Origin of the sequence: Methanoregula formicica SMSP, from assembly GCF_000327485.1 — an archaeon.
Lineage (GTDB): Archaea > Halobacteriota > Methanomicrobia > Methanomicrobiales > Methanospirillaceae > Methanoregula > Methanoregula formicica.
Genome location: NC_019943.1, coordinates 1,243,076 through 1,263,016, shown reverse-complemented (window position 1 = coordinate 1,263,016; position 19,941 = coordinate 1,243,076). Strand labels below are relative to the sequence as shown.

19 protein-coding genes are annotated in these 19,941 nt (G+C 51.3%); 4 read left to right on the top strand and 15 right to left on the bottom strand.

Features of this window, described 5'->3' with window-relative positions; translation table 11 throughout:
- Positions 1-7: 7 nt before the first annotated feature.
- From METFOR_RS06450 to METFOR_RS06395, 12 genes are all read right to left on the bottom strand, one after another.
- Positions 8-1,687 carry a polysaccharide biosynthesis PFTS motif protein gene (locus tag METFOR_RS06450; protein WP_015285307.1) on the bottom strand — a complete coding sequence of 560 codons (1,680 nt, stop codon included), beginning with the start codon at positions 1,685-1,687 and terminating at the stop codon, positions 8-10.
- Between the two features lie 255 nt (positions 1,688-1,942).
- A complete protein-coding gene (locus METFOR_RS06445; protein ID WP_015285306.1) occupies positions 1,943-3,925 on the bottom strand; it encodes a polysaccharide biosynthesis PFTS motif protein in 1,983 nt (660 codons plus the stop codon).
- A 98-nt stretch (positions 3,926-4,023) separates the two neighbouring features.
- Positions 4,024-4,965, bottom strand: coding sequence for an SDR family oxidoreductase (locus METFOR_RS06440; protein ID WP_015285305.1), 942 nt, complete (start codon positions 4,963-4,965; stop codon positions 4,024-4,026).
- Between the two features lie 124 nt (positions 4,966-5,089).
- A complete protein-coding gene (locus METFOR_RS06435) occupies positions 5,090-6,031 on the bottom strand; it encodes a glycosyltransferase family 2 protein (RefSeq protein ID WP_015285304.1) in 942 nt (313 codons plus the stop codon).
- Between the two features lie 17 nt (positions 6,032-6,048).
- On the bottom strand, positions 6,049-6,990 hold the full coding sequence (locus METFOR_RS06430; RefSeq protein ID WP_015285303.1) for a dTDP-glucose 4,6-dehydratase: 942 nt from the start codon (positions 6,988-6,990) through the stop codon (positions 6,049-6,051).
- Complete coding sequence (locus tag METFOR_RS06425; RefSeq protein ID WP_015285302.1) at positions 6,987-7,976, bottom strand: SDR family NAD(P)-dependent oxidoreductase; 990 nt, start codon at positions 7,974-7,976, stop codon at positions 6,987-6,989. Before METFOR_RS06425 ends, METFOR_RS06430 begins: the two co-directional genes overlap by 4 nt.
- A 99-nt stretch (positions 7,977-8,075) precedes the next feature.
- Positions 8,076-9,107 carry a glycosyltransferase family 4 protein gene (locus METFOR_RS06420; RefSeq protein WP_015285301.1) on the bottom strand — a complete coding sequence of 344 codons (1,032 nt, stop codon included), beginning with the start codon at positions 9,105-9,107 and terminating at the stop codon, positions 8,076-8,078.
- A gap of 46 nt (positions 9,108-9,153) precedes the next feature.
- On the bottom strand, positions 9,154-9,858 hold the full coding sequence (locus METFOR_RS06415; RefSeq protein ID WP_048110849.1) for a class I SAM-dependent methyltransferase: 705 nt from the start codon (positions 9,856-9,858) through the stop codon (positions 9,154-9,156).
- A 7-nt stretch (positions 9,859-9,865) separates the two neighbouring features.
- Positions 9,866-10,960 carry a DNA topoisomerase IV subunit A gene (locus METFOR_RS06410; protein ID WP_015285299.1) on the bottom strand — a complete coding sequence of 365 codons (1,095 nt, stop codon included), beginning with the start codon at positions 10,958-10,960 and terminating at the stop codon, positions 9,866-9,868.
- The gene (locus METFOR_RS06405) at positions 10,953-12,755 is read right to left on the bottom strand and encodes a DNA topoisomerase VI subunit B (protein WP_048111218.1); all 1,803 of its coding nucleotides are present in this window, start codon (positions 12,753-12,755) and stop codon (positions 10,953-10,955) included. The genes METFOR_RS06410 and METFOR_RS06405 overlap by 8 nt, the downstream gene beginning before the upstream one ends.
- The gene (gene hisS, locus METFOR_RS06400) at positions 12,739-13,974 is read right to left on the bottom strand and encodes a histidine--tRNA ligase (protein WP_015285297.1); all 1,236 of its coding nucleotides are present in this window, start codon (positions 13,972-13,974) and stop codon (positions 12,739-12,741) included. The genes METFOR_RS06405 and hisS overlap by 17 nt, the downstream gene beginning before the upstream one ends.
- Before the next feature lie 36 nt (positions 13,975-14,010).
- Positions 14,011-14,331 carry a hypothetical protein gene (locus METFOR_RS06395; RefSeq protein ID WP_015285296.1) on the bottom strand — a complete coding sequence of 107 codons (321 nt, stop codon included), beginning with the start codon at positions 14,329-14,331 and terminating at the stop codon, positions 14,011-14,013.
- A 50-nt stretch (positions 14,332-14,381) separates the two neighbouring features.
- Between METFOR_RS06395 and larB the strand changes: the two genes are divergently transcribed.
- Genes larB through METFOR_RS06380 form a run of 3 tightly spaced genes read left to right on the top strand, consistent with a single transcriptional unit; the run spans position 14,382 to position 16,998 of the window.
- A complete protein-coding gene (gene larB / locus METFOR_RS06390) occupies positions 14,382-15,164 on the top strand; it encodes a nickel pincer cofactor biosynthesis protein LarB (protein WP_015285295.1) in 783 nt (260 codons plus the stop codon).
- Positions 15,161-15,667, top strand: coding sequence for a nicotinamide-nucleotide adenylyltransferase (locus tag METFOR_RS06385; protein WP_015285294.1), 507 nt, complete (start codon positions 15,161-15,163; stop codon positions 15,665-15,667). The genes larB and METFOR_RS06385 overlap by 4 nt, the downstream gene beginning before the upstream one ends.
- A gap of 32 nt (positions 15,668-15,699) precedes the next feature.
- Positions 15,700-16,998 carry a hypothetical protein gene (locus METFOR_RS06380; RefSeq protein ID WP_015285293.1) on the top strand — a complete coding sequence of 433 codons (1,299 nt, stop codon included), beginning with the start codon at positions 15,700-15,702 and terminating at the stop codon, positions 16,996-16,998.
- A 58-nt stretch (positions 16,999-17,056) separates the two neighbouring features.
- Here the strand turns inward: METFOR_RS06380 and METFOR_RS06375 are convergent, their stop codons facing one another.
- Both METFOR_RS06375 and METFOR_RS06370 read right to left on the bottom strand, forming a co-directional pair.
- Positions 17,057-17,251, bottom strand: a complete 195-nt coding sequence (locus tag METFOR_RS06375; protein ID WP_015285292.1) for a hypothetical protein — start codon at positions 17,249-17,251, stop codon at positions 17,057-17,059.
- A gap of 148 nt (positions 17,252-17,399) precedes the next feature.
- Positions 17,400-18,161 (bottom strand): metallophosphoesterase, encoded by a 762-nt coding sequence (locus METFOR_RS06370; protein WP_015285291.1) that lies wholly within the window; start codon positions 18,159-18,161, stop codon positions 17,400-17,402.
- 239 nt (positions 18,162-18,400) lie between these two features.
- Between METFOR_RS06370 and METFOR_RS06365 the strand changes: the two genes are divergently transcribed.
- A complete protein-coding gene (locus METFOR_RS06365) occupies positions 18,401-18,874 on the top strand; it encodes a hypothetical protein (protein ID WP_015285290.1) in 474 nt (157 codons plus the stop codon).
- Positions 18,875-19,514: 640 nt separating this feature from the next.
- Here the strand turns inward: METFOR_RS06365 and METFOR_RS06360 are convergent.
- Complete coding sequence (locus METFOR_RS06360) at positions 19,515-19,835, bottom strand: hypothetical protein (protein WP_048111216.1); 321 nt, start codon at positions 19,833-19,835, stop codon at positions 19,515-19,517.
- Between the last annotated feature and the right edge of the window lie 106 nt (positions 19,836-19,941).

Genomic DNA, 19,941 nt, shown 5'->3' with positions numbered 1-19,941 from the left:
TTTTTTTTCATGAAGCTAACTGCTCGCGTAACCGGGAGATAGCTTTTGCATCAAAATCCTCATGAAGTTCGCCCTTGAAGTATGAATTCAGGTACACTTCAAACTCTGCTGGCGGACAGAATATGAGCCAGTAATTGACAAAATCTTTCAATTCCGCATAATTATGTGCAACGAAACGAGGGATGCGATCATAATAACAGCCGGGGAACCGATTTGAGGCATCATAATAGAGAGCCGGAATTTTTGCTCCGATCGCTTCGATACTCGATGATGTAAAAGGAGCAGAAATTACCAAATCTGCTGCTGCCAGACATTCGGTAGGATCTGTATTATCAGCATCGGTAAAATAAACGCGGGGATGATCCTGCAGCTTCTGATAGTGAGGAAGGATCTGGGGAACGTATTCGGAGAGAAGTTTCAGGGAATTTTTATTCTTGAAAATAATACCGATATCCGGAAAATCCTCGAGCAATTGCAGCAATCCACTGACAAACCGGATCATATCCTCAAAACCGAGCGGACATGTTTCTGTAAATGACGTATCAAAGACACCAATGATTTTTTTCGGGTGACATTTCATCAGTAGCTTCTGACGCGGGGTATTTGTATCCGGCCGTTCACGGGCTTCACGGACCTGTTCTGAAAAGAGACATCCGAACCGGTCAAAACACTGGATGAAGTGGGGGTGTTTCCGGTAATAATTTTCCATCTTACGACCCCAGACAACCAGATGATGGGTGGCATAAAAAGCATAGAGTGTGTCAAGCACATCATCCATACCGGGAGGCGTCAGAAAATCATTGGTACTACACGAATGGATATAAAACCATGTTCGTGTATGTGACCTGTCCGCATGGATATACCGGATAATGTCCGCCGGGAGATCATCATTGAAAACCACATAATGACCAACATGATAATCCTCAAAAAATTTCGACCAGAGCAGGGATTTATACAGAATCTCAAGAGTCAGGCTAAGCATGTACGGGGGCTTCAGAGGTGAGCGGATTAATAACTTCAGCCACGCGGGGAACTGTTTTTTTAAAAATTCCCGATAGAGAAAGGAGATATCGGCATTCTTCAGGATTTCACGTATCTGGACTGAATCATATCCTCTCTCATCGATTGCAGCACGGTATTCCGACGAGATCGGCTCTTCGATACAGAAGATCACGTTTTCTTTGGACAGGAGATTCTTATCGATAAGAAAATCAAAAGACCGGCACTTATTCCTGAATGACCAGTCACAACAACTGACCCTGAAACCACATTGATAGGTTTGTTTTGGCTTCTTATGGAGGGACGGTATTCCAATTTTATATACAATCCAGAGTGGATACACCGCAAATTGCGCAACCGCCCGGACATATTTCCATGCAGATTTTAATTTTGATTCCCGGTGAACCGGGACATTGAAGTGCCTGTTCCGGTAATTAATGAACATTATGTGGCACATCGCCTTTTTATACGCCCCCCGGATAAGGCTGGAACCGGTGAGTGACTCCACAGTGGAGAGAAAAGCGTCCCCCTCGAATTTTTCCCTAAAAACCATATCAATATCGGCCAGAACACAGTTATGCTGGGCGTATTGCTCGATGAAATTATATTTAAAAGTGGAGAACTCAGGACATTCAAAGACCTCATAGATGTCATCATCCTGAAATTTTGTGCACGGGTTATTGGTCATATCCTGATGTTCCGGAATTTCTGGAAAGGGCCAGCATGTCACTGGTTATTCATGGTACCACATAGCACGGGATAAATTATATATTGGCTGGAAAGACTCTGGACTCCTGATCCTAGAACCCTCACCATTTCACAGAACATCCAATAAATGACAAAACGGACTGATGCCGGTTTCTGCATGTCATTAGATTACAGATGTCTTTCCAGAAAATCCTGAATTTGTAAAAAAAATCCCTGATTTTCTGTAACGAATCATTCAGATTGGGTGGTCCGACTGTACCTGACTTGGCTGGGACAACAACTCCCTGAACCGGGTAATGGCTTTTCCATCAAGATATTCATCCAATTCTCCTAATACATACCTATCCAGGTAGATTTTAAACTCCACTTCGGGAAGATTCAGCCAGTGCTTTACGGAGGAATTCAATTCATCGTAATCATGGGAAACAAAACGGGGGAACTTATCAAAATAACAATTCCTGCATTTTCCCGTAGCGTCAAAATAAACCGCTTTTTTCCTTGCTCCAAGCGATTCAATGGTTGGGGATGTGAACGGTGCAGAGATTACAAGATCAACGGCTGCAACGGTTTCTGCCGGATCGGAATCCCTTTCATCGGGCAGATAGCACCGGGGATGGTCCCGTAACTGGTAATAATATTTCATGACACGAGGTATTCTCAGGGAGAGAACTTTGAAGGATTCTTTCTTTTTAAGGATTATGCCGATATCTGGATTATCCTCAAGAAGATTGAATATTCCTGTTAAAAATTCCGAGAGATCTTTTTCCCCGAGAGGCGAGTCAAGACCAGTATTTACATCAAAAACCCCAAGGAGGTATTTTGGAGGAGCAGGGGACGTTTTCAAAAATTTTTCACGCGCATGCACCAGAGTATCATTGACAAGGTTTTTTTCCTGAATCTGGCATGCAAGTTCTGACCAGAGACATCCCAGAACAGGGTAATTACGAATGCGGATTGGGTGTTTCTGATAATACCGCATCATCTTTCTGCCCCACACAACAAAATTGGAATAATAAAAATAGGCATACCATTTTTCAATAAAATCTGGTGTCCCTGCAGGAGTGAAGAAATCATTCGTTGCATTGGAGTGTGCATAATTCCAGGTGCTAACACCCTGTTGTTCAAGGACGATATTCCGGACCGAATCGGTCGGCAGGTGTTCACAATAGGATACGTAGTGCTGGATCGAATATTTTTGCAGGAAGCAGGCCCATTCAAGAAATTTGAACATGACTTCCGGGCACAACTGGATGAGAAACAGATGATCAGAGAACGAATTACGCAGGCAGGTCAAATAACAGGGTAAAAATTTTTTGACACCAATCGTGCGGAGAAAAGATAATTTGGCATTGCGCAAAATTTTTCGGACTTCAACGTAGTGATAGTTTTTTTCAAGAATATACTGTTTGTATGTATCCGTGACACGTTCTTCAAGACAAAGCAGGGTATTCTGCCGTGTGATAAGTTCATTATCAACAAGAAAATCAAACCTGCGGTATTTATTGCTCAGTGGCCAATCATTGAAACAAATCCTTATACCAACCTGGTAATTTTCACGAACTTCCTTACCGGATGACGGAATTCCGATTTGCAGGAAAAGCCAGAAAGGAAATGCCAGCATGATGAATATGGAGTGAATCCGCGTCAAAAGGCTGAGGATAATACCGTACAGCTTTCCGGCAAAGGGGATTCTTACATTTTTCGACGATGATTGTTTTCGCTGAACGTGTTCAAGCCTTTTTATTCTCTGGTATGTTGAACCCGGGACAAAGAGAAAGTCTCTTTTTCCATCAGCCTGCCGGTAACCCTTCTCAAAAAACAGGTACATCCGATAATATTCAAAGAGATGCAAAGAAAGATTCTTCTTGAACGAAAAATAACCGTCTTCCGAGCCGATCATCGCGTTGATCGCTGTAAGAGAACGGTTTTTTGAGAATTCATGCGTGAAAAAATCCTCAATTTCCGGAAGGATGATATTGTTCAGGTAATACTGCCCGAAAAGATCAGAGTCATTATACTCAAGCTTAACAAGTTTTTCCTTTGTTATCCATATCCTGAATAGCCGGTTATTTTCAAAAAAGGGACTGATCGAAAAAAAATGAATTGAAAAACCCCTGCAAAGGTACCATAATACAAAAGGAAAGGATATCAAATCGATCTCTTCGAATACAATAAAATCATCCGTGGAACGATGAGAAAAACCCGTCAATAGATTCACCAGTTTGTGTGGATTATTTTTATTCTGAGGTGATTTAAAGCCTGTGCACTACCCTGAAACACCTGTAAAGGAATAATCTGGATATCTCCTGCCCGGCATTACGACTGGAGATTACATCCGGAAAAAAAATCCTCATAAAACGAGGTTTTACCCCTCACGAATTTCTCAATACTTTCCTGAAGTGTCGGAAGCCGGGTATGAAGAAGTGATTCGCACCGTTTTACAGACAACGACATATCCTTAGGCCGCTTAGCACGTAAAGTCGAAGAATCCATCTCATAGGCTACAATCGAGGAAGGATCAAATCCGGTTTCTTTGGCCAGTTGTACTCCAAAATCAAATTTTGAACACCGTTCCGATCCACAGACATGCAGAATTCCGGCAAAATCGGTTGAAATAAGAGAGTCGATAGTACCTGCAAGGCTGGTGACTTCAATGGGACTGAAGTAAAAATTCGTAAATAACTGCATAACCTTTCGCTCATAAAGACACTGGTACACCCATTCGCCGAACGTTGGTGCGTGACCACAAGGGCTCCACCCAAAAAAATTTGTCCGTATGATCATGGCATCCTGCAGGTATCGGAGAATCTGATGCTCGGCTTCCAGTTTTGTTTTCCCATACTGGTTGATGGGATTGGGCATATCCTCTTCAGTATAGAATGACTTTTCCCCATCGAATACCTGATCCGTGGAAATGTGAACCATCCGGGATCCGGTCTTTTTTGCAGCTTTTGCCAGTATCCTGGCAGAGTCTACAGTAATCTGGCGGGCAAGGTCCGGATTTTCTTCACAGAGATCAACATTGACAAGGCTCACTGTATTGATGACGATATCGGGGTTTTCTTTTACCAGAAGTTTTTCAACAAACCGTTCGTCAAGAAGATTTCCCGGAAAAAACGGCATCGTGTCCTTAACAAGCCATAAGGGGGTATTCCGCGACGTGAGGATGACTGATGTTTCCGGCCTATTGAAAAATTGCCGAGTGAGATTTGCACCAAGGAATCCATTTGCCCCGGTTATCAGGATTTTCAACGACATTTTTTCTACCGAGTTATAAGAATTCTATCGTTAATTACTCTTGTCTTCCAGGGTAACAAAGTGAGGAGATGAAGTATCCATTACGTCTTTTGCCGCTGCTTCCCGTTCTGCAGGCTGTGCGTGGTTATTTTCTGAAATTTTTATCAAACTGGACAAGGTCTCCCCGGACGATATGGGAAATTCCGATAAGATTTCCCCGGGCAGTCTGAATTCCGCCCATATTTAAATAATAAGCACTCTGTAACACGTTGACCAGGATTTCTCCAAGGGATGCCCAGTAAAATAATGGAACCGAGAGATCTTTGTTCTTTGAAACAAAGTAATACCTGTTGATAATCGCCATCATACCCAGGTGTTTGAGGTTTTTTGGATTGAACGGGGGGGGATTATGTGTCACTTTTGCTGAACTTATGAGAACAAGCTTGTATTTTTTGGAAACAGGATAACTGAAGTCCGCATCCTCATGATACGCCCATCCGGCAAAATATTCATCAAAATGGTAAGAATCAAACAGGCTGCGACGCCAGACTGTTGCGCCTCCACACAACCATTCACAGTCAATATCAACTTCCGAAGGAAAAAGTGGAGTGCAGAACCCCGAACCAAGTACTTTACCCGGTAACTTTCCATCAATGGTAAAAAACCTCCGAATAAGGGTAACAAGGGTCTTTTTGGATGGGACATTGATGATATTAAACGAGCTTCCCCCCAGATTCCGGGAGTGGTTTTCCCAATAGGATAACAAATTCATTATCGCATCCGGTTCGAGTTCGATATCATCATCGAGATATCCAACAAGAGAAATTTCCGGAGTGAGATGCTTAAGACCCGCATTCTTCTGTTTTGTCAGCGATGGGGGATAACAATATACATACCTTGTCGTAGTATTGAGATACTCCTGAATTTCCGGTTCGATACTTTGATCACTACCATCGACGATAAGAACGAGGTCCGGTTGAACCGATTGAATTCTGATACTAGTAAGTAATTTTTTCAGGATCTCCGGCCGGTTTCGGGTCGGAATAATAATCGCAATTTTTTCTGAAAACTGGTTTGAAGAACTCATAGCAATCCGGTTGAAAATCAGAGTACCCGGGCTTTCTGGAACTCGAATGTTTTGCGAATCCCATTCTCAAGAGTCGTTTTTGGTTCCCATCCAAGCAGACGTTTTGCCTTGGACCGGTCACATACAAGCCGGGAGATTTCACTTTGCGGGTGTATATGTTCGACATGCCGAATCCGTGATTTATCCTTACAGATCATCGCAGCCAGATCGTTGACGGAAATATCCGTTCCAAGTCCCGCATTAACGATCTCACCGTTACATTTCTCGCTTGCCGCTGCCATTACGACAAAATCAGCACAGTCCTCAACATACATCAAATCCCGGGTCTGAGTGCCGTCACCATAGATACTGAGATATTCCCTGTTCAGCTCTTTCTGGATAAAGATCGAGACAACTCCCCCCTCTCCAGTGCTTTTCTGGAATGGACCGTACGTGTTGAATGGACGGAGGATAACCGTTGGTAAATCATATGCATGATAGTATGACTGGACCATATTCTCCCCGGCCAGTTTTGCTCCCGCATAGGGAGAGGCTGCTTTTGTGGGATAAGTTTCTGAAATCGCTCCGCTTGATGACGCGGTATCATATACCATACAGGTGCTCATGAAAACAAACTTGGTCTCAGCCTTTCGGGCTTCTTCAAGCAGGTTGAACGTACCAAGGACATCATTCTCAAAAACTTTCCTTGGATTATCGATACTGTCCTGAACAATGATATCCGCTGCAAGATGGAGAATTGTGTTAAGATTTTTCTTCCGGAACAAACCCGACAACGTTTTTTGATCTTTGATATCGCCAGTGATAATTTCGAGATGGGGATTTGCGGACAGGCCTTTGAGATTATCAAGACTACCGTTGGAAAGGTTATCGAGCACAACGACCTGTTCACCATCTGCCAGAAGCCGGTTGACAACCCAGCGTCCGATAAAACCCGCTCCCCCGGTAACAAGGAAGGTCATACCCGGGCCTCTTCTAGCAGTAACCTGATCTGATCTGCGTTGAGGGGATCCATCTGAGCCGAAGTTTTCATTGTTTTCACCGGGGGATAATCGGTGTATTTTGAGTAATTACCTATCCGCATCTGGGGTAGGATAACGTACATCTCGGTTCCTTCAACCGCCCGGCTCATCTCTTCTTCAGTCATTATTTCCTCGTACATTTTTTCACCGGGTTTTTTGCCAATGATCACTTTCTTTGCATTTCCGAATTTTGAGATCATGACATCTGCAAGATCCCCAATCCTGACAACCGGCATTTTGAAAATGAAGATCTCGCCGCCTTCTGAAAGAACCCCTGCCATAAGGACAAGATCGATTGCCGTTTCCTGAGTGATCATGAACCGGGTCATGGATGGCTCCGTTATTGTTACCAGACCATCATCAAGAATCTGTTTGCGGAACAGAGGGATTACCGATCCACTGGTTCCGACAACATTGCCAAAACGACAACAGGAGAAAACCGTTGTCCGTGCACCATAATCATTTGCCGCTATGATCAGTTTTTCTGCAAGCAGCTTAGTGGTTCCCATGGTGTTTGATGGATTAGCTGCTTTATCAGAGCTGGTAAAAATGACTTTTTTGACATTCTGGTTGATCGCAGCCTGAATAACATTGGTTGTTCCGGTAATGTTAGTTTCAACAGCATCCAGCGGGTTGTATTCACATTCAAGGACATGTTTATAGGATGCACAATGGATTACAATATCAACTCCCTTGAATGCATACTGAAGACGATCAAGGTTTTTGATGTCCCCAAGGAGGAACCTGATTTTATCACTCTTCTGCGAACTGTATTTCTGACGGAGGTGGAAAAGGGCATTCTCGTTGATATCAAAGAGAGCGACAGATTTCGGTCCGTATCCCAGCAGTTTCTCGCAGAGTGCCTGACCTACACTCCCGGCACCGCCTGTGATTAAAATGTTCTTGCCCTGATAAAAGCTCTTCATCGTAAACCCGCGAAGTAATTTTCTATATATTTCTGCCGAGGCGATAAAATGCTTTCCTACAACGTTTTTCAGGAGAGGAGCCCCATATCACGAGGGAAACTACCGGGTGATGAGATCCTGGTGGATTGTCATAAGTTTTTTTATAAGAATTGTATGGTCATATCTCTCACATACTGTTTTCCGGGCTTCGATACCCATCCGGGGCCGTTCTGATGGATTATCAGTCATCCATTGTATGGCAGACGTTAGTGCCACTGCATTCCGTGCCGGAACCATGAGACCATTCTTCCCCTCTTCAACGATCTCAGGGCACCCTCCGGCATCAGAAGTGATCGCAGGGATTCCGCAAGCAAATGCCTCCATTACCGCTGCAGGAACTGCTTCGGTATATGTCGGAAGGAGGAAACAATCAGCTGCTGTTAACCATCTTCTGACAACGGAAGGGGGTAATTGGCCAGTGAAACGGCAGTTTTGCGGATGATCAGGGACCACTCCAGGCCCGACAAAAACAAAGTCAAGATTCGGACAACGTCGTGCAGCCTCAAGAATCTCATAGATCCCTTTCCATGGATGAAGCCTCCCGACAAAGAGGAAGGTGGTTTTCTCCATGGAGAGACCAAGTAGCCTGCGCGCCTCTTCCCGGGAGCCGGTAGTGAAGAAACGGGTATCCACACCGGTATGAACTGTCGCACACCGGTCAGGATCGAGCCCATGGGCCAGGAGGGGTTTCTGCATCTCCTCGCTGGCGGTTATCACATAAGCGGCCCTTTTGAGCATCGCCCGCGTGATATGGCGGTTCAGGGGGTTGGAGAAGGGATAAATCCGGGCATCGTCGCCATGGAACTTGAGCACCAGCGGGATATCCCGACGGCCGAACAGGTAAGGGATGAGACTGCTGTGGGGAATATATTCTGCCTGTATCAGGTCAAGGCCACGATCGCGGGAAAGGCAGAGAGAGTCAAAATAAAAGGGGATGTAACCCGCCGTAGAATGGCTGGTCTTCACTGCTTTTTTCACAACAACTCCCAGCGATTCAAAATCCGTGACCATCTGCCGGATGAAAATTCCTTTGTAGTCACCATCGAATGCCGGGTACATATTGGCAAAGAGGCCAAGAGTGTATTCAGGCATCACGCTCACCAGACTCTCCTCATTTTGCAGACACGGGGGAAATTCTTCACGATTTCACCAGGACCGGAAGGGGATATCCACTGAAGACCCGGACAGTAAAATCCGGGGCCACGGGGCAGAGCAGGGCACGGGGGATTTTCAGGAGCTTGTCCTTGAGCCCATATTCGCGAGGGAGGGCATATCCTGCGGTGTACGAAGAGTCAAGCACGTCATAGCCAAGATCGCGGAGTACCTGCAGGGCCATATCCCGAGAAAAGAAATGAAGATGCCCGACTTTTTTCCGCTGCCCACGATGGAATTGAGGATGCAGGACTGCAAGCACAAACATTTCCAGGGGGATGTGCAGGATCTTGTAGTGGCTCCGCGGTTTGACATGCCGTAAAAATTTATAATAGTCCTCGAGATGCTCAATCAGGTCGATGAGCAGGATCATGTCGCAGGAGGTCCCGTGTTCATCACAGAAATTTACCAGACTGAAAGATAGCCGTTCGTTCTCCCGTTCTTTACAGAGCTCAACTGCCCGGGGCGAGATCTCATACTCGGTGAGCCGGGTTGAGGCGGGGAGTTTTTTCTTGAGTTGGAAAAGGATCTCCCCACAACCACAGCCTACATCGCACACCGTTGCAGGGCGGAGGTTGTGCTTCTCCATTAGGGAGAAGATGAGATCTGCTTTCCAGGGTGCATCCTCAACATCCCATGTCGGGTTATTCTTCCGGTAATCCCCGCCCGTGTACATGTCACTCGTGCTCATAACCAGATCATCTCTTCAGTATCCCCATCTCAGCTAACCGCGCCGGCAAATACGTCTTCGTCACAAAGTCCAGCCCCCTCGCTGCAAACGCCTGCTGTTCTGACTTAAGGTTCATCTCCAGCTGCAGATTTATCTCCTTCTTCCAGTAATCGGTAGCAAACCGGGGATCGGTAAGTTCAGACCGTAAAGCCTCGACATCCTTGTCGGTCAGCTTGTCCGAGGGAAGGTTGTAGTCCCGGATATCACTCGGCCTCAGCCCGAGGAACTGTGCCTTCGGCGTGGCAAGCAGCTCCGACATATGTGCGCTCTTGATAGCACCATAAGCCACCGAGCCATAAATACGATAGGACCACGGGTCGCCATCCGTGAAAACAAGGATGGGCAGGTCCCAGGTCATGCTCATCCGGTTGAGCATCCGACGGGTCGACCGGGCCGGCTGACCCTTGAGGTGGACGAGAATTGCGTTGTGCTCTTCGTCGAATCCGTTCTCGATAAGACGGTCGTACATACCACCCGTTTCAATAGCAATAACGAACTTTGCGTCATGGTCCACGAACTCGATGTTCTCGACACTGTTCGGGATGGTGTATCCCGCCTGCCCCACATCATCCTGGCAGTGGATCGTCTTCATCCCGCGCCGGGTCTCCTCCCGGATCCGCATCGGACCGTAGATCGATGCACCGTTCTCCTCGGGATGGAGGTGGAAGCCTTCGCGCGGGACATCGGAGAGGATCTCCAGGTCTTCGATCAGGTAGTTGCTCTCGTCCTGTGCGGCGAACTTTGCGCGCTTCCAGCCTTCCGAGATATAATACATTTCTCTCAGCGTTGACGAGCGGTTCTCACGGAGCTGCTGTTTGATGAACCCGATGACATACGCCATCTTTAAGAGGTGGGTCGCGCTCTTGGCCGAAGCGGCATTGCGGAGGCTCTCCTTGTCGCCGTACTTCCAGACCTCGCTCGCATCGTCGTACTCGATGTTGTATTTGGTCCTGCTCGGCAGGGAGATGGACGGGATCTCGCCGGCCTTCATCTGGTCATACCACGCGCTCGCGATACTGAGCAGTGAGGTAATCGCTTTCTTCTCAAGTTCCTCTCTAGACATCGAGGTCCACCACCATCTTCTTGTTGTCGTCTATACCCCGGATCTCGATAATCCCCCCGCCTTTCCCCGAATAGGTGACCTGCCAGGTTGACTTTGAGGGGATCGTCATCTTCCAGACCTTGGTGAACTGCCCGTCCATCTCGCTCACGAAGTCCGCCTTCGGCACCGCATCAGCTGCATCGTCCGCGGAGATATCGTATGCGGAGATCTCCCCCTCGAACCCGCTGTAATTCGCAAGTTCGATGACGACCTTTCCGTCGCGGGTCGACTTCTTGGCAATCAGCTTCCGCATCAGCTTTCCCTCAATAGGGGTGGTATCCACGAGAGGTTTCTCCACGATCTCGCTGACCTTTGCCGATATCTCGGGGATGATGGCGCAGACCGCCCTTGCCCGGTCCTCGGCCAGTTTGCTCCTGTCACGCCGTGACAGGAAGGTCTTGAGTTCCCGGCCCAGATCCTGGAGGGCGAGCACGATCTCCTTCTCGATCTCCGGAATACTCGCGATAGCGTCCTTGCTTTCGCTCGTGAAGGGGACATTGGTCGAGGCGACGTGGACGAGGATCAGGACGGGGCCCATAGGCAATCCCTGCTGCGAGAGGTTGTAGGACTTCCAGTTGACATTTGTAATGCATTCCGTGATGGCGCAGGCACCCTGCTGGTACATGAGCGGGACGCGGTTTGCAAACCGGAGGATTATCGCGTTCCCTTCTGCCGGGAGCTTTCCTCCGTACCCGATCGCGGCCTCGACCACGAACGGGTGACCGGAGAAGACAGAACTCGGCCGCGTCCGGGCGGAGACAAAATCCATCTGGAACTCCTTGTCGAGCCCGCGTCGGATCAGTTCTTCGCCAATGGGGGAAAGGCACTGTGTCGTGGGAGGTGCCGGAACAGAAACCTCCTGCATGGCGGCAAGCAGGGCTTTCTGCTGGTCTACCGACAGCCCCTGCACTTTCAGCGTGCCCTTGAGCCCCGCCCGGTCGCACATCTCCTGCGCGGTCTTCTTTCCCACGCGGCTGAAACCTTCGACAAGGAAATCAATCAATTTCTGATCGCTTGCTGCAACCATCCGCTTGAGCTGTCCGAGCTCGATCCCATGGGGGTGGGGCTGGATTGCCACCGGGCACTGGATCACTTCCTGGCTGACGCGCTCGAAGGTAAACGCCTCATCATCAAGCTCTACACGGAAACGGGCGTGGGGATTGACGACCGAGGTATACTTCAGGTACTCAAGCAGCTTCTTTTTTGCCGCCATCGTGCTCTTGAATTCGATCTGGACGCGGGTCCCATGGATCCGGTCCCAGTCAATCGCCTCTTCCTTCAGGACATCGGGCTCGTTCGTCTCGATCTTGATCTGGATCTCGAACCGGTGGGCCTGCTCCTTTGCCCCCGTCCGCGAGATGACGATGGTGGGAAGACCGCTTGTCAGCTGGGCATAGAGGACGGCCGCCGAGATGCCGATCCCCTGCTGCCCGCGGGTCTGCCGGATCTGGTGGAACCGGGAACCATAGAGGAGTTTCCCGAAGACGAACGGGACCTGTTTTGGGACGATGCCCGGGCCGTTGTCTTCAACAATGATCCGGAAGAGGTCGCTTCCGGTCTTCTTAATGCTGATGAAGATGTCAGGCAGCACCTGCGCTTCCTCGCAGGCGTCCAGGGAGTTGTCCACCGCTTCCTTGATGGTTGTGATTACGCCACGCGTGGGCGAGTCGAACCCGAGGAGGTGCTTGTTCTTCTCGAAGAACTCGGCAACGCTGATGCTCCGCTGCTGCTTTGCGAGATCATCCGCGAGAACCAGACGCAACCACCCCGGCAACCGCGGCATCCAGCGTTACGGTCTTCTGCTCTCCCGTGCGCAGGTCCTTGAGCATCACTTCACCCGAGGCCGCCTCGCGCTGGCCGATGATCACTGCAAAGTCGGCCGACTTTGCGGCATGCGAGAGCTGCTGGCTGAAACCCCGGTCCATGAGGTCCATCTCGGTGCGGATGCCCGCGGAGCGGAACGCACGCGCCACTTCGAGCGCACGCATTCGCGTTTCGGGTGTACAGACAATCGCAGCAACGGTGTCCTTCGTGCGTGCGGTTTCCCCAAGGGATACCATCACACGGTCGAACCCGATGGCAAACCCGCACGAGGCCACATCGTCCCCGCCGAACAGGTGGGCAAGGCGATACACTCCTCCGCCCAGGATCTGGTTCTCGGCCCCAAGGTTATCGGCAAACCCTTCGAAGACGATGCCGGTGTAATAGTCAAGCCCGCGGGCAATACCGAGGTTTAAGGAGTAGCGTATGCCTGCGGCATCGAGATACCCGATCGTCTGCTCGATCCGCTCGCGTTCCGGGATTGCCCCGGCAATATCGAACGCCTCGGCAAGATCCTGCGTGGCGACAAGGGTCTTGAGTGACTCTGCAAGTTCCGGCCGGTTCATCCCCTCGAGCGTTACGTTCAGCCCTTCGAAGTCTTTCTTGTCAAGCTGCTGCCGGATCTTCCGCTGTGTCTCAGGCTCCACATCCTTTAAGAGAGTCTTCACAAAGGAGAGGTGGCCGACCTTGAGCTCGTAGCGCACGCCCGTTGTGTCCAGCATGTCCGACGCGAGCATAATGACTTCGGCGTCCGCTATCGCGGAGTCGGCGCCGATCAGTTCCACGCCGAACTGCCAGAACTGGCGGTACCTGCCCTTCTGTGGCCGCTCGTACCGGAAGCAGTCGGCATAGTAGCACCACCGCAGGGGCTTTGGCGCGACCTTTGCCTCATTGATGTACATGCGGATGACCGCTGCCGTAATCTCGGGGCGCAGGGCAAGTTTTCTCCCGCCCTTGTCCTCGAAGACGTACATCTCGTTGATGATCCCCTCGCCCGAGCGCATCGTGAAGAGCTCGAGGTCCTCGAACTCCGGGGTGCAGACCTCGCGGTAGCCCCAGCGCCGCGCAACTTCCCTAAGGCGCCATTCGACTGCACGCCGCGCCTCCATCTCATCCGGTAAAAAATCCCTGGTCCCACGTGGTTTCTGGAGCATGGTGAAAAATCCTTATCCTGATCTGTTCTTATTCCATTATTTCTTGTTCGTCTTTGCCAGCGGTGCGCCGCCCAGAAACCGGGTCAGGGTATCCTCGTTCTTCCAGATCTTCTCTTTCTCGCGGTTTGTCTGGAGGTAGATGGCGGCAAGGATCAGGCCGAGACCGAGGATCTCAAAGTCAGTCACATACCGCGCAATCTGGAGCCCGAGCAGGGCAAGCGCGCCGTAGAGGACGCCCCAGTACGCAGCCTTCCGGTATCCCGGGAGGCCGGTCCGCCAGAATATCCGTGCATCGCGCAGCCAGAGGAAAACCACGGCTGCAGTCCCGAAGATGGCTATGTAAACGAGATACGACATCGCAATGAACGTATTATTATACGCCGGTCCATATCTGTATTATTGCAATCATGCCAAGAAACCCGCCATTACAGGACCTGCTCGACCAGTACAAAGAGGGAAGGATCACGCTTGCCGCTGCTGCCGAAGCCATTGAGGGGCTTCGCCTCGACCGTATCGGCGACTTTGCCTGTATCGATACCGGGCGGGGTGTCCGCTGCGGCATGCCGGAGGTCGTCCTTGCCGAGGGGAAAGACCCTGACCACCTTGCAGAGATCGTCCTCCGCCTTGCCGTATCAGCGGGGCGCGGTATCGCCACACGCGTGACCACGGAACAGGCTGCCTGTATCCGGGAAAAGGCCGGCAGGGACGGCATTGCTGCCGAATATCACGAAAAAGGGCAGGTCCTTATTGCCGGCAACGGCCCTGTACCGAAGCGTACCGGAGGCATTGTCGGTATCATTACTGCAGGGACATCCGACATCCGTGTAGCCGAAGAAGCACGGATCATTGCCGAAGAGATGGGCTGCGAGGTGCTGACAGCGTACGATGTCGGCGCAGCAGGCATCCACCGCCTCTTTCCCGCGCTCAAGCCGCTGCTGGGTGCCCATGCCTTCGTGGTATGCGCGGGACGCGAAGGCACCCTTCCGGCCGTTGTTGCGGGACTTGTCGACAAGCCCGTGATCGGCATTCCGGTCAGCGTGGGATACGGGTACATGGGCGGGGGCCGGGCCGCTCTCGCAAGCATGCTCCAGTCCTGCTCGGTCATTGCTGTCGTCAACATCGATGCCGGTTTCACGGGAGGGGCATTTGCAGCGCGGATTGCAAATTTGGGAGCAGGAGGAAAACCATGAAACGCGGGTTCTATATCGGGAGGTTCCAGCCGTACCACAACGGGCACCAGTCCGTGCTTGAACACATTGCCGGGAAAGTCGACGAGATCATCATCGGGATCGGGAGTGCGCAGCTCTCGCACCACGTGGACAACCCATTCACCGCGGGCGAGCGGGTGCTGATGATCACGCGTGCCCTCACCTCGCTCGGGTGCCCGTATTACGTCATCCCGATCGAAGACCTCCAGCGCAATGCCCTCTGGGTCGCCCATGTCCGCTCCATGGCCCCGCCGTTCGATATCTGCTACTCTTCAAACCCGCTCGTTGTCCGGCTCTTCCGCGAGGCCGGATGCAGGGTCCAGTCCCCGGCCATGTATGAACGCGAGATACTCAGTGGCACGGAGATCCGCAGGAGGATCCTTGCGGGAGAGCCATGGAAGAAACTTGTCCCGCCGGCAATCGTCCAGGTCATAAAAGAGATTGATGGTGAGAAGCGACTGCGCCAGATCGCCATGGATGACTGAATCCGGATATTTACACCAATGAGTATGGAACAATGGCCCTGCATACCTTCATCCAGAAAATCTTCGGCACCGGAAAATCCGCACCGCAGGTAACCCTTGCGTTCAGCGAAGTCCCTGCATGGATCACCGGACGAGAGAGCACCGCAAAGGAGACCCTTGTCACTGCTACCCGCGAGCCGATGCGCGAGATCCGGAATGGGATCGCAACGCTTCAGCTTATTGTCACCAACATTGCCGCAGCAGAGCACGATGAATCCCTCCATCCCAAACTCAGGACGATTGCGAAGAATTCCCTTCCGCAGTTTGTCAGGGCCATGAAAGTCAACCTGAACAAGGATCTTCCCGAGGATCCCGGGGAGTTCTACCCGATTGCTGCTGAGTGCATCAAAAACTGCCTGCATACGGTTCAGGGACAGGGACGATACCTGCAGGCAATATTCCCGGACGACATGAAAGCCGTGAGAAGCGGCATCGACACGCTCGGCCGCGGCATCAACAGCATGAATCCCGTCCTTGCTGCATACCGTAAGGAGATGACAGGCCTCGCAGTCTCAAGAGAGAAATACGAGACCATTACTGGCCTGATGGCAGACCTGGAAGCATCCGAAGAAAAGGTGAAACGGTCCCATGCCCGGATCGCCGAGATCCGGGAGCGGGTTGCTTCTATCGACCAGGAACTGCTCTCGCTGTCACAGGATGCCCGTATGAAGGACATTGACGAGCAGCGGAAAGTACATGCCGGCCTTTGCGGGAGGCGTGACGATGCTGCACGCACCTATTCCGCCCTCTCGATGACCGCGTCCCATGTCTTCAGGAAGGCCGAGAAAATTGCCACAAAGCAGCGTCACGCATCAGAGGTCAGTCTCCTGAATGCGGCAATGGAAGTGCTCTCTGACCACGAGATCCCGGATACCGGACGGCTGGATGCAGCCCTTGCGGCAGCCTGTCCTCTTGCCGAACGGATGATTGCTGACGGCGACGTTGTTGTCAAGAACAAGGAAGAACGGGCGATCTTCTCCGATACGCCCCGGTTCCGGGAGGAGATAGTACGTGCGGGAAGGTCTCTCCGGGAGCTTGAAGAGCAGTGCCAGCGGGCAGAGTGCGCCATCGCTTCCCACCCGCTGCTTGTAAAGATGCAATCCCTTGAACGCGAGAAGGCCCAGCTTGCCGCAATGACGGTAAAGGAAGAACAGGGGCTTTCCGAGCTCGGGCAGTGGCGGGAGAAGACACAAAAACAGATCCCGGAACTGCTGCAGCAACTCAGAGAAAAAATTACGGAGATGAGTGGGGATAACGTGCAACTTCAGGACCCTGAACTGCCAGCTCCGTGAGGGTTCTTAAGAGCGGCGGTCCAAGTGGCCTTGGTATCACCCTTTACCCGGTCTCTTTTCACCGGGACGGTATCTCGATGAAATCCTCCAGATCCTTCTGGCTGTGGGGGAACTCGTCTGCCCACCCACAGGCATCGTGGAGGAGACCTGCTATGACATCCGAGAATGTCATGTTCCCATGCTTGAGCGTGAGAAGCGCCACATACACCTCAGGATCGATGCGTATCGAACGTCCTTCGCCTGCACGAGGCATAGTAACCGCACTGTGGTAACATTATTTAAACGTTTCGCACATTTTGGAGAAATACGCGTCTGACTTTATATGCAACAGGAAAAAGCAGGCAATTTTGGGAAGATCCAGTCTGCACCCGTGACATCCCGGATAAGGATGGACAGCGCGATCAGATCGTTTCCAGCAGCCGGATAAAGGAGAATGTGGAATAATCAGAGTACGCGAACTCCGGCTCATCGCCATGGCACCCGCCTACCCGGAAGAGCGTGGGACAGTCTAACGGAACCCGTGCAACTTCCAGGGATATCTGCCGGTGCCCGTTCTCAAGCTTGAGCGGAACAAAGTCCAGCTCCTGTTCGATGATCCCTTCTGGGGTTTTCCGGCAGCAGATGTGCTCGTGCTGGTGGCCGCAGGCCATATGGGAAAGCCCGCGTTTTTCCAGGGCATCGAACGCCATCTGTGCTGTATAATGATATCCGGTGAAGAAGTCCCCGCTCTGGTGGGAGAGCCGCTGCCAGCACTTGAGACGGAGCGTCTGGTCTCCCAGTTCGAGCGGCCCCCCGTGCACAAACAGCATCGTATGGTCGGTATATTCCATGGGCATCGCATCGAAGATGGAGAGGAGCGGGGAGTCCCGGAGCTGCTCGTGCCGGTACGTGCTTGCGACATCGCTGCCGCTGACCATGATCCCGTTGAGGTAGGCATGGTCGTGGTTGCCGAGCACGGAGACGAGGCGGCACTCCCGCGAGAGGGTGTGGATCTTTTCCAGTGTCTCCTGCGGCCGGCTCCCCCGGTGCAGGAGATCCCCGAGATTGACGAGGAGATCGATTGGCCCGAAGGTCTTTCGGAATGCCGGTGTCCGGATGCAGGAGGAAAGCGCCCCAATCGCAGAAACATCTGCGTGCACGTCGGAAAAGATTACTGAACCCATACGGTCAGGACAAGTATTGGAGTCTCTTTGCTGATAAAAACCATTGATACCCGGGGTTCAATATATGCCGTTTGGGATCGATGGATATGTTGATGTAACACGGGTTCACACTATTATCCGGAGACCACCGGCCGCACCGGCCCAGTCACCCGTGCGGCTGCATCCACCCGGGATCGCAGGCAGGGACGGATCGGGTTATCCGGACCCCGCATGAGCCCGTTTTTGGGAGGACCCACCTGATGGAGAAATATCTTGACGACTATATTGCCCGCATGCGGACGCACTACCCCCGGTTCCCGTCCGGGACCGCCCATGAGATCGCATCGGCATTCCTTGCCTTCAAGTTCGGCCTGTACGAGAATGCAGTCAGGGAATGTGCGCATGCCCTCTCCCTGGTCCCGGACAGCCCGACAAATGCTGCCCTGAAAAAAGCCCTCGCGATCGTCCAGGCAAATGCAGAGGACCGGAACAACTCCAAGGTCACACCGGACCTGTCCGTTGCCTTCACCCCGGAAGAGCGCATGTTTGTGGCAATCAACCTTCCCGCGGACAAGATCGAAGACCCGGGAACCCTTGAACTGGACAACGCCCTTATCCTGATATACGTGGTAGCCCTCATCACCTCCTCCGATGACGAGGAGATGCTGGAGGAGCACCGCAGGATGATTGTACGGATGCTCACCGATTACAAGAAAGCCATGGGCATGGAATAAATTCAATTTTTACCTGCCCGGGTAGTGGAGGTACCGGGCGAACCACTTCTATTTTTGACGGTTGGATTGATGGCTGCGCAAGCACTGGCACTGTACTTTTTTTGAAGGGGAAGGGGTCGCATGGGTACAAAATGCCGGGCCGGATCCCGTATGATCATGAGATTTCACGTCATAATTTTCTGGCTTTGTTTTAAGCGATGAGGCGGGAAAAAACATTTGTACCCATGCGACCCCCCATTACCTCTTCCGGATTTTTTGGGAAAACCGGTTGTTTTCACTTCGTCGAGTTATTGTTAATAAGACTTTGAGGGGTGTGGGGGTCGCGTGGGTACAAATTGATGGAGGAGCCGGAATCAAAGAGAACTTTGGGGCTCTGGAGAAAACCTGTGTGGGATAGTGTTAGAAAGGGGTGGGGCCACGGGCGCCCGGGGTCTGCCGACCCTCGCCCCGCGAAGAATCCTTCAGATTCTTCTCATCCTCACAGTCTGACGACCATTCGGACCGCGGAACCTGGCCGTATGCAAGCTAAAAAATAGTAGCGATATTGTATGCCACATCGAACATACTTCCCCTGCTATGCGGTCAAGCTCAAAGGGTGGCTTGTACTGAGTAATTACCAAAAAATAGTATTGGTGCCTGCTTACAGGCTGTCCATGCTGATGCCGGTGAAGTCCTGTGCCACCGCCTTGATGTCCTTGACACCGAACGCGGTCTGGACCTTGTCGAGTTCGAGCTGGTTTGCCGCATCGCACATGTAATCCAGGATATCGACCGAGAGCTCCTTTTGGATCTTGCTCTTTTTAAGCTGGTCGACCAGGGAGGCCATCTTCTCGGGAGACTCCATCCGGAGTTTTGCAAGGCTCATGACACACATGTAGATCCGGGTCAGGTTCCGGTCGGTGCCGGTGATGCAGTCAAAGAAATTCCTGATCACCTGGGCCTGGTATATCTCTCCTCCTATCTTCTCCACCTCCTTCCTTCTCGCGGTAAATGGACTGTTCTCATCTTCCCTATTTAAACATTGTGGGAAAAAAGCTGTTTTTGCGCAAAAAAACCAGCAAAACACG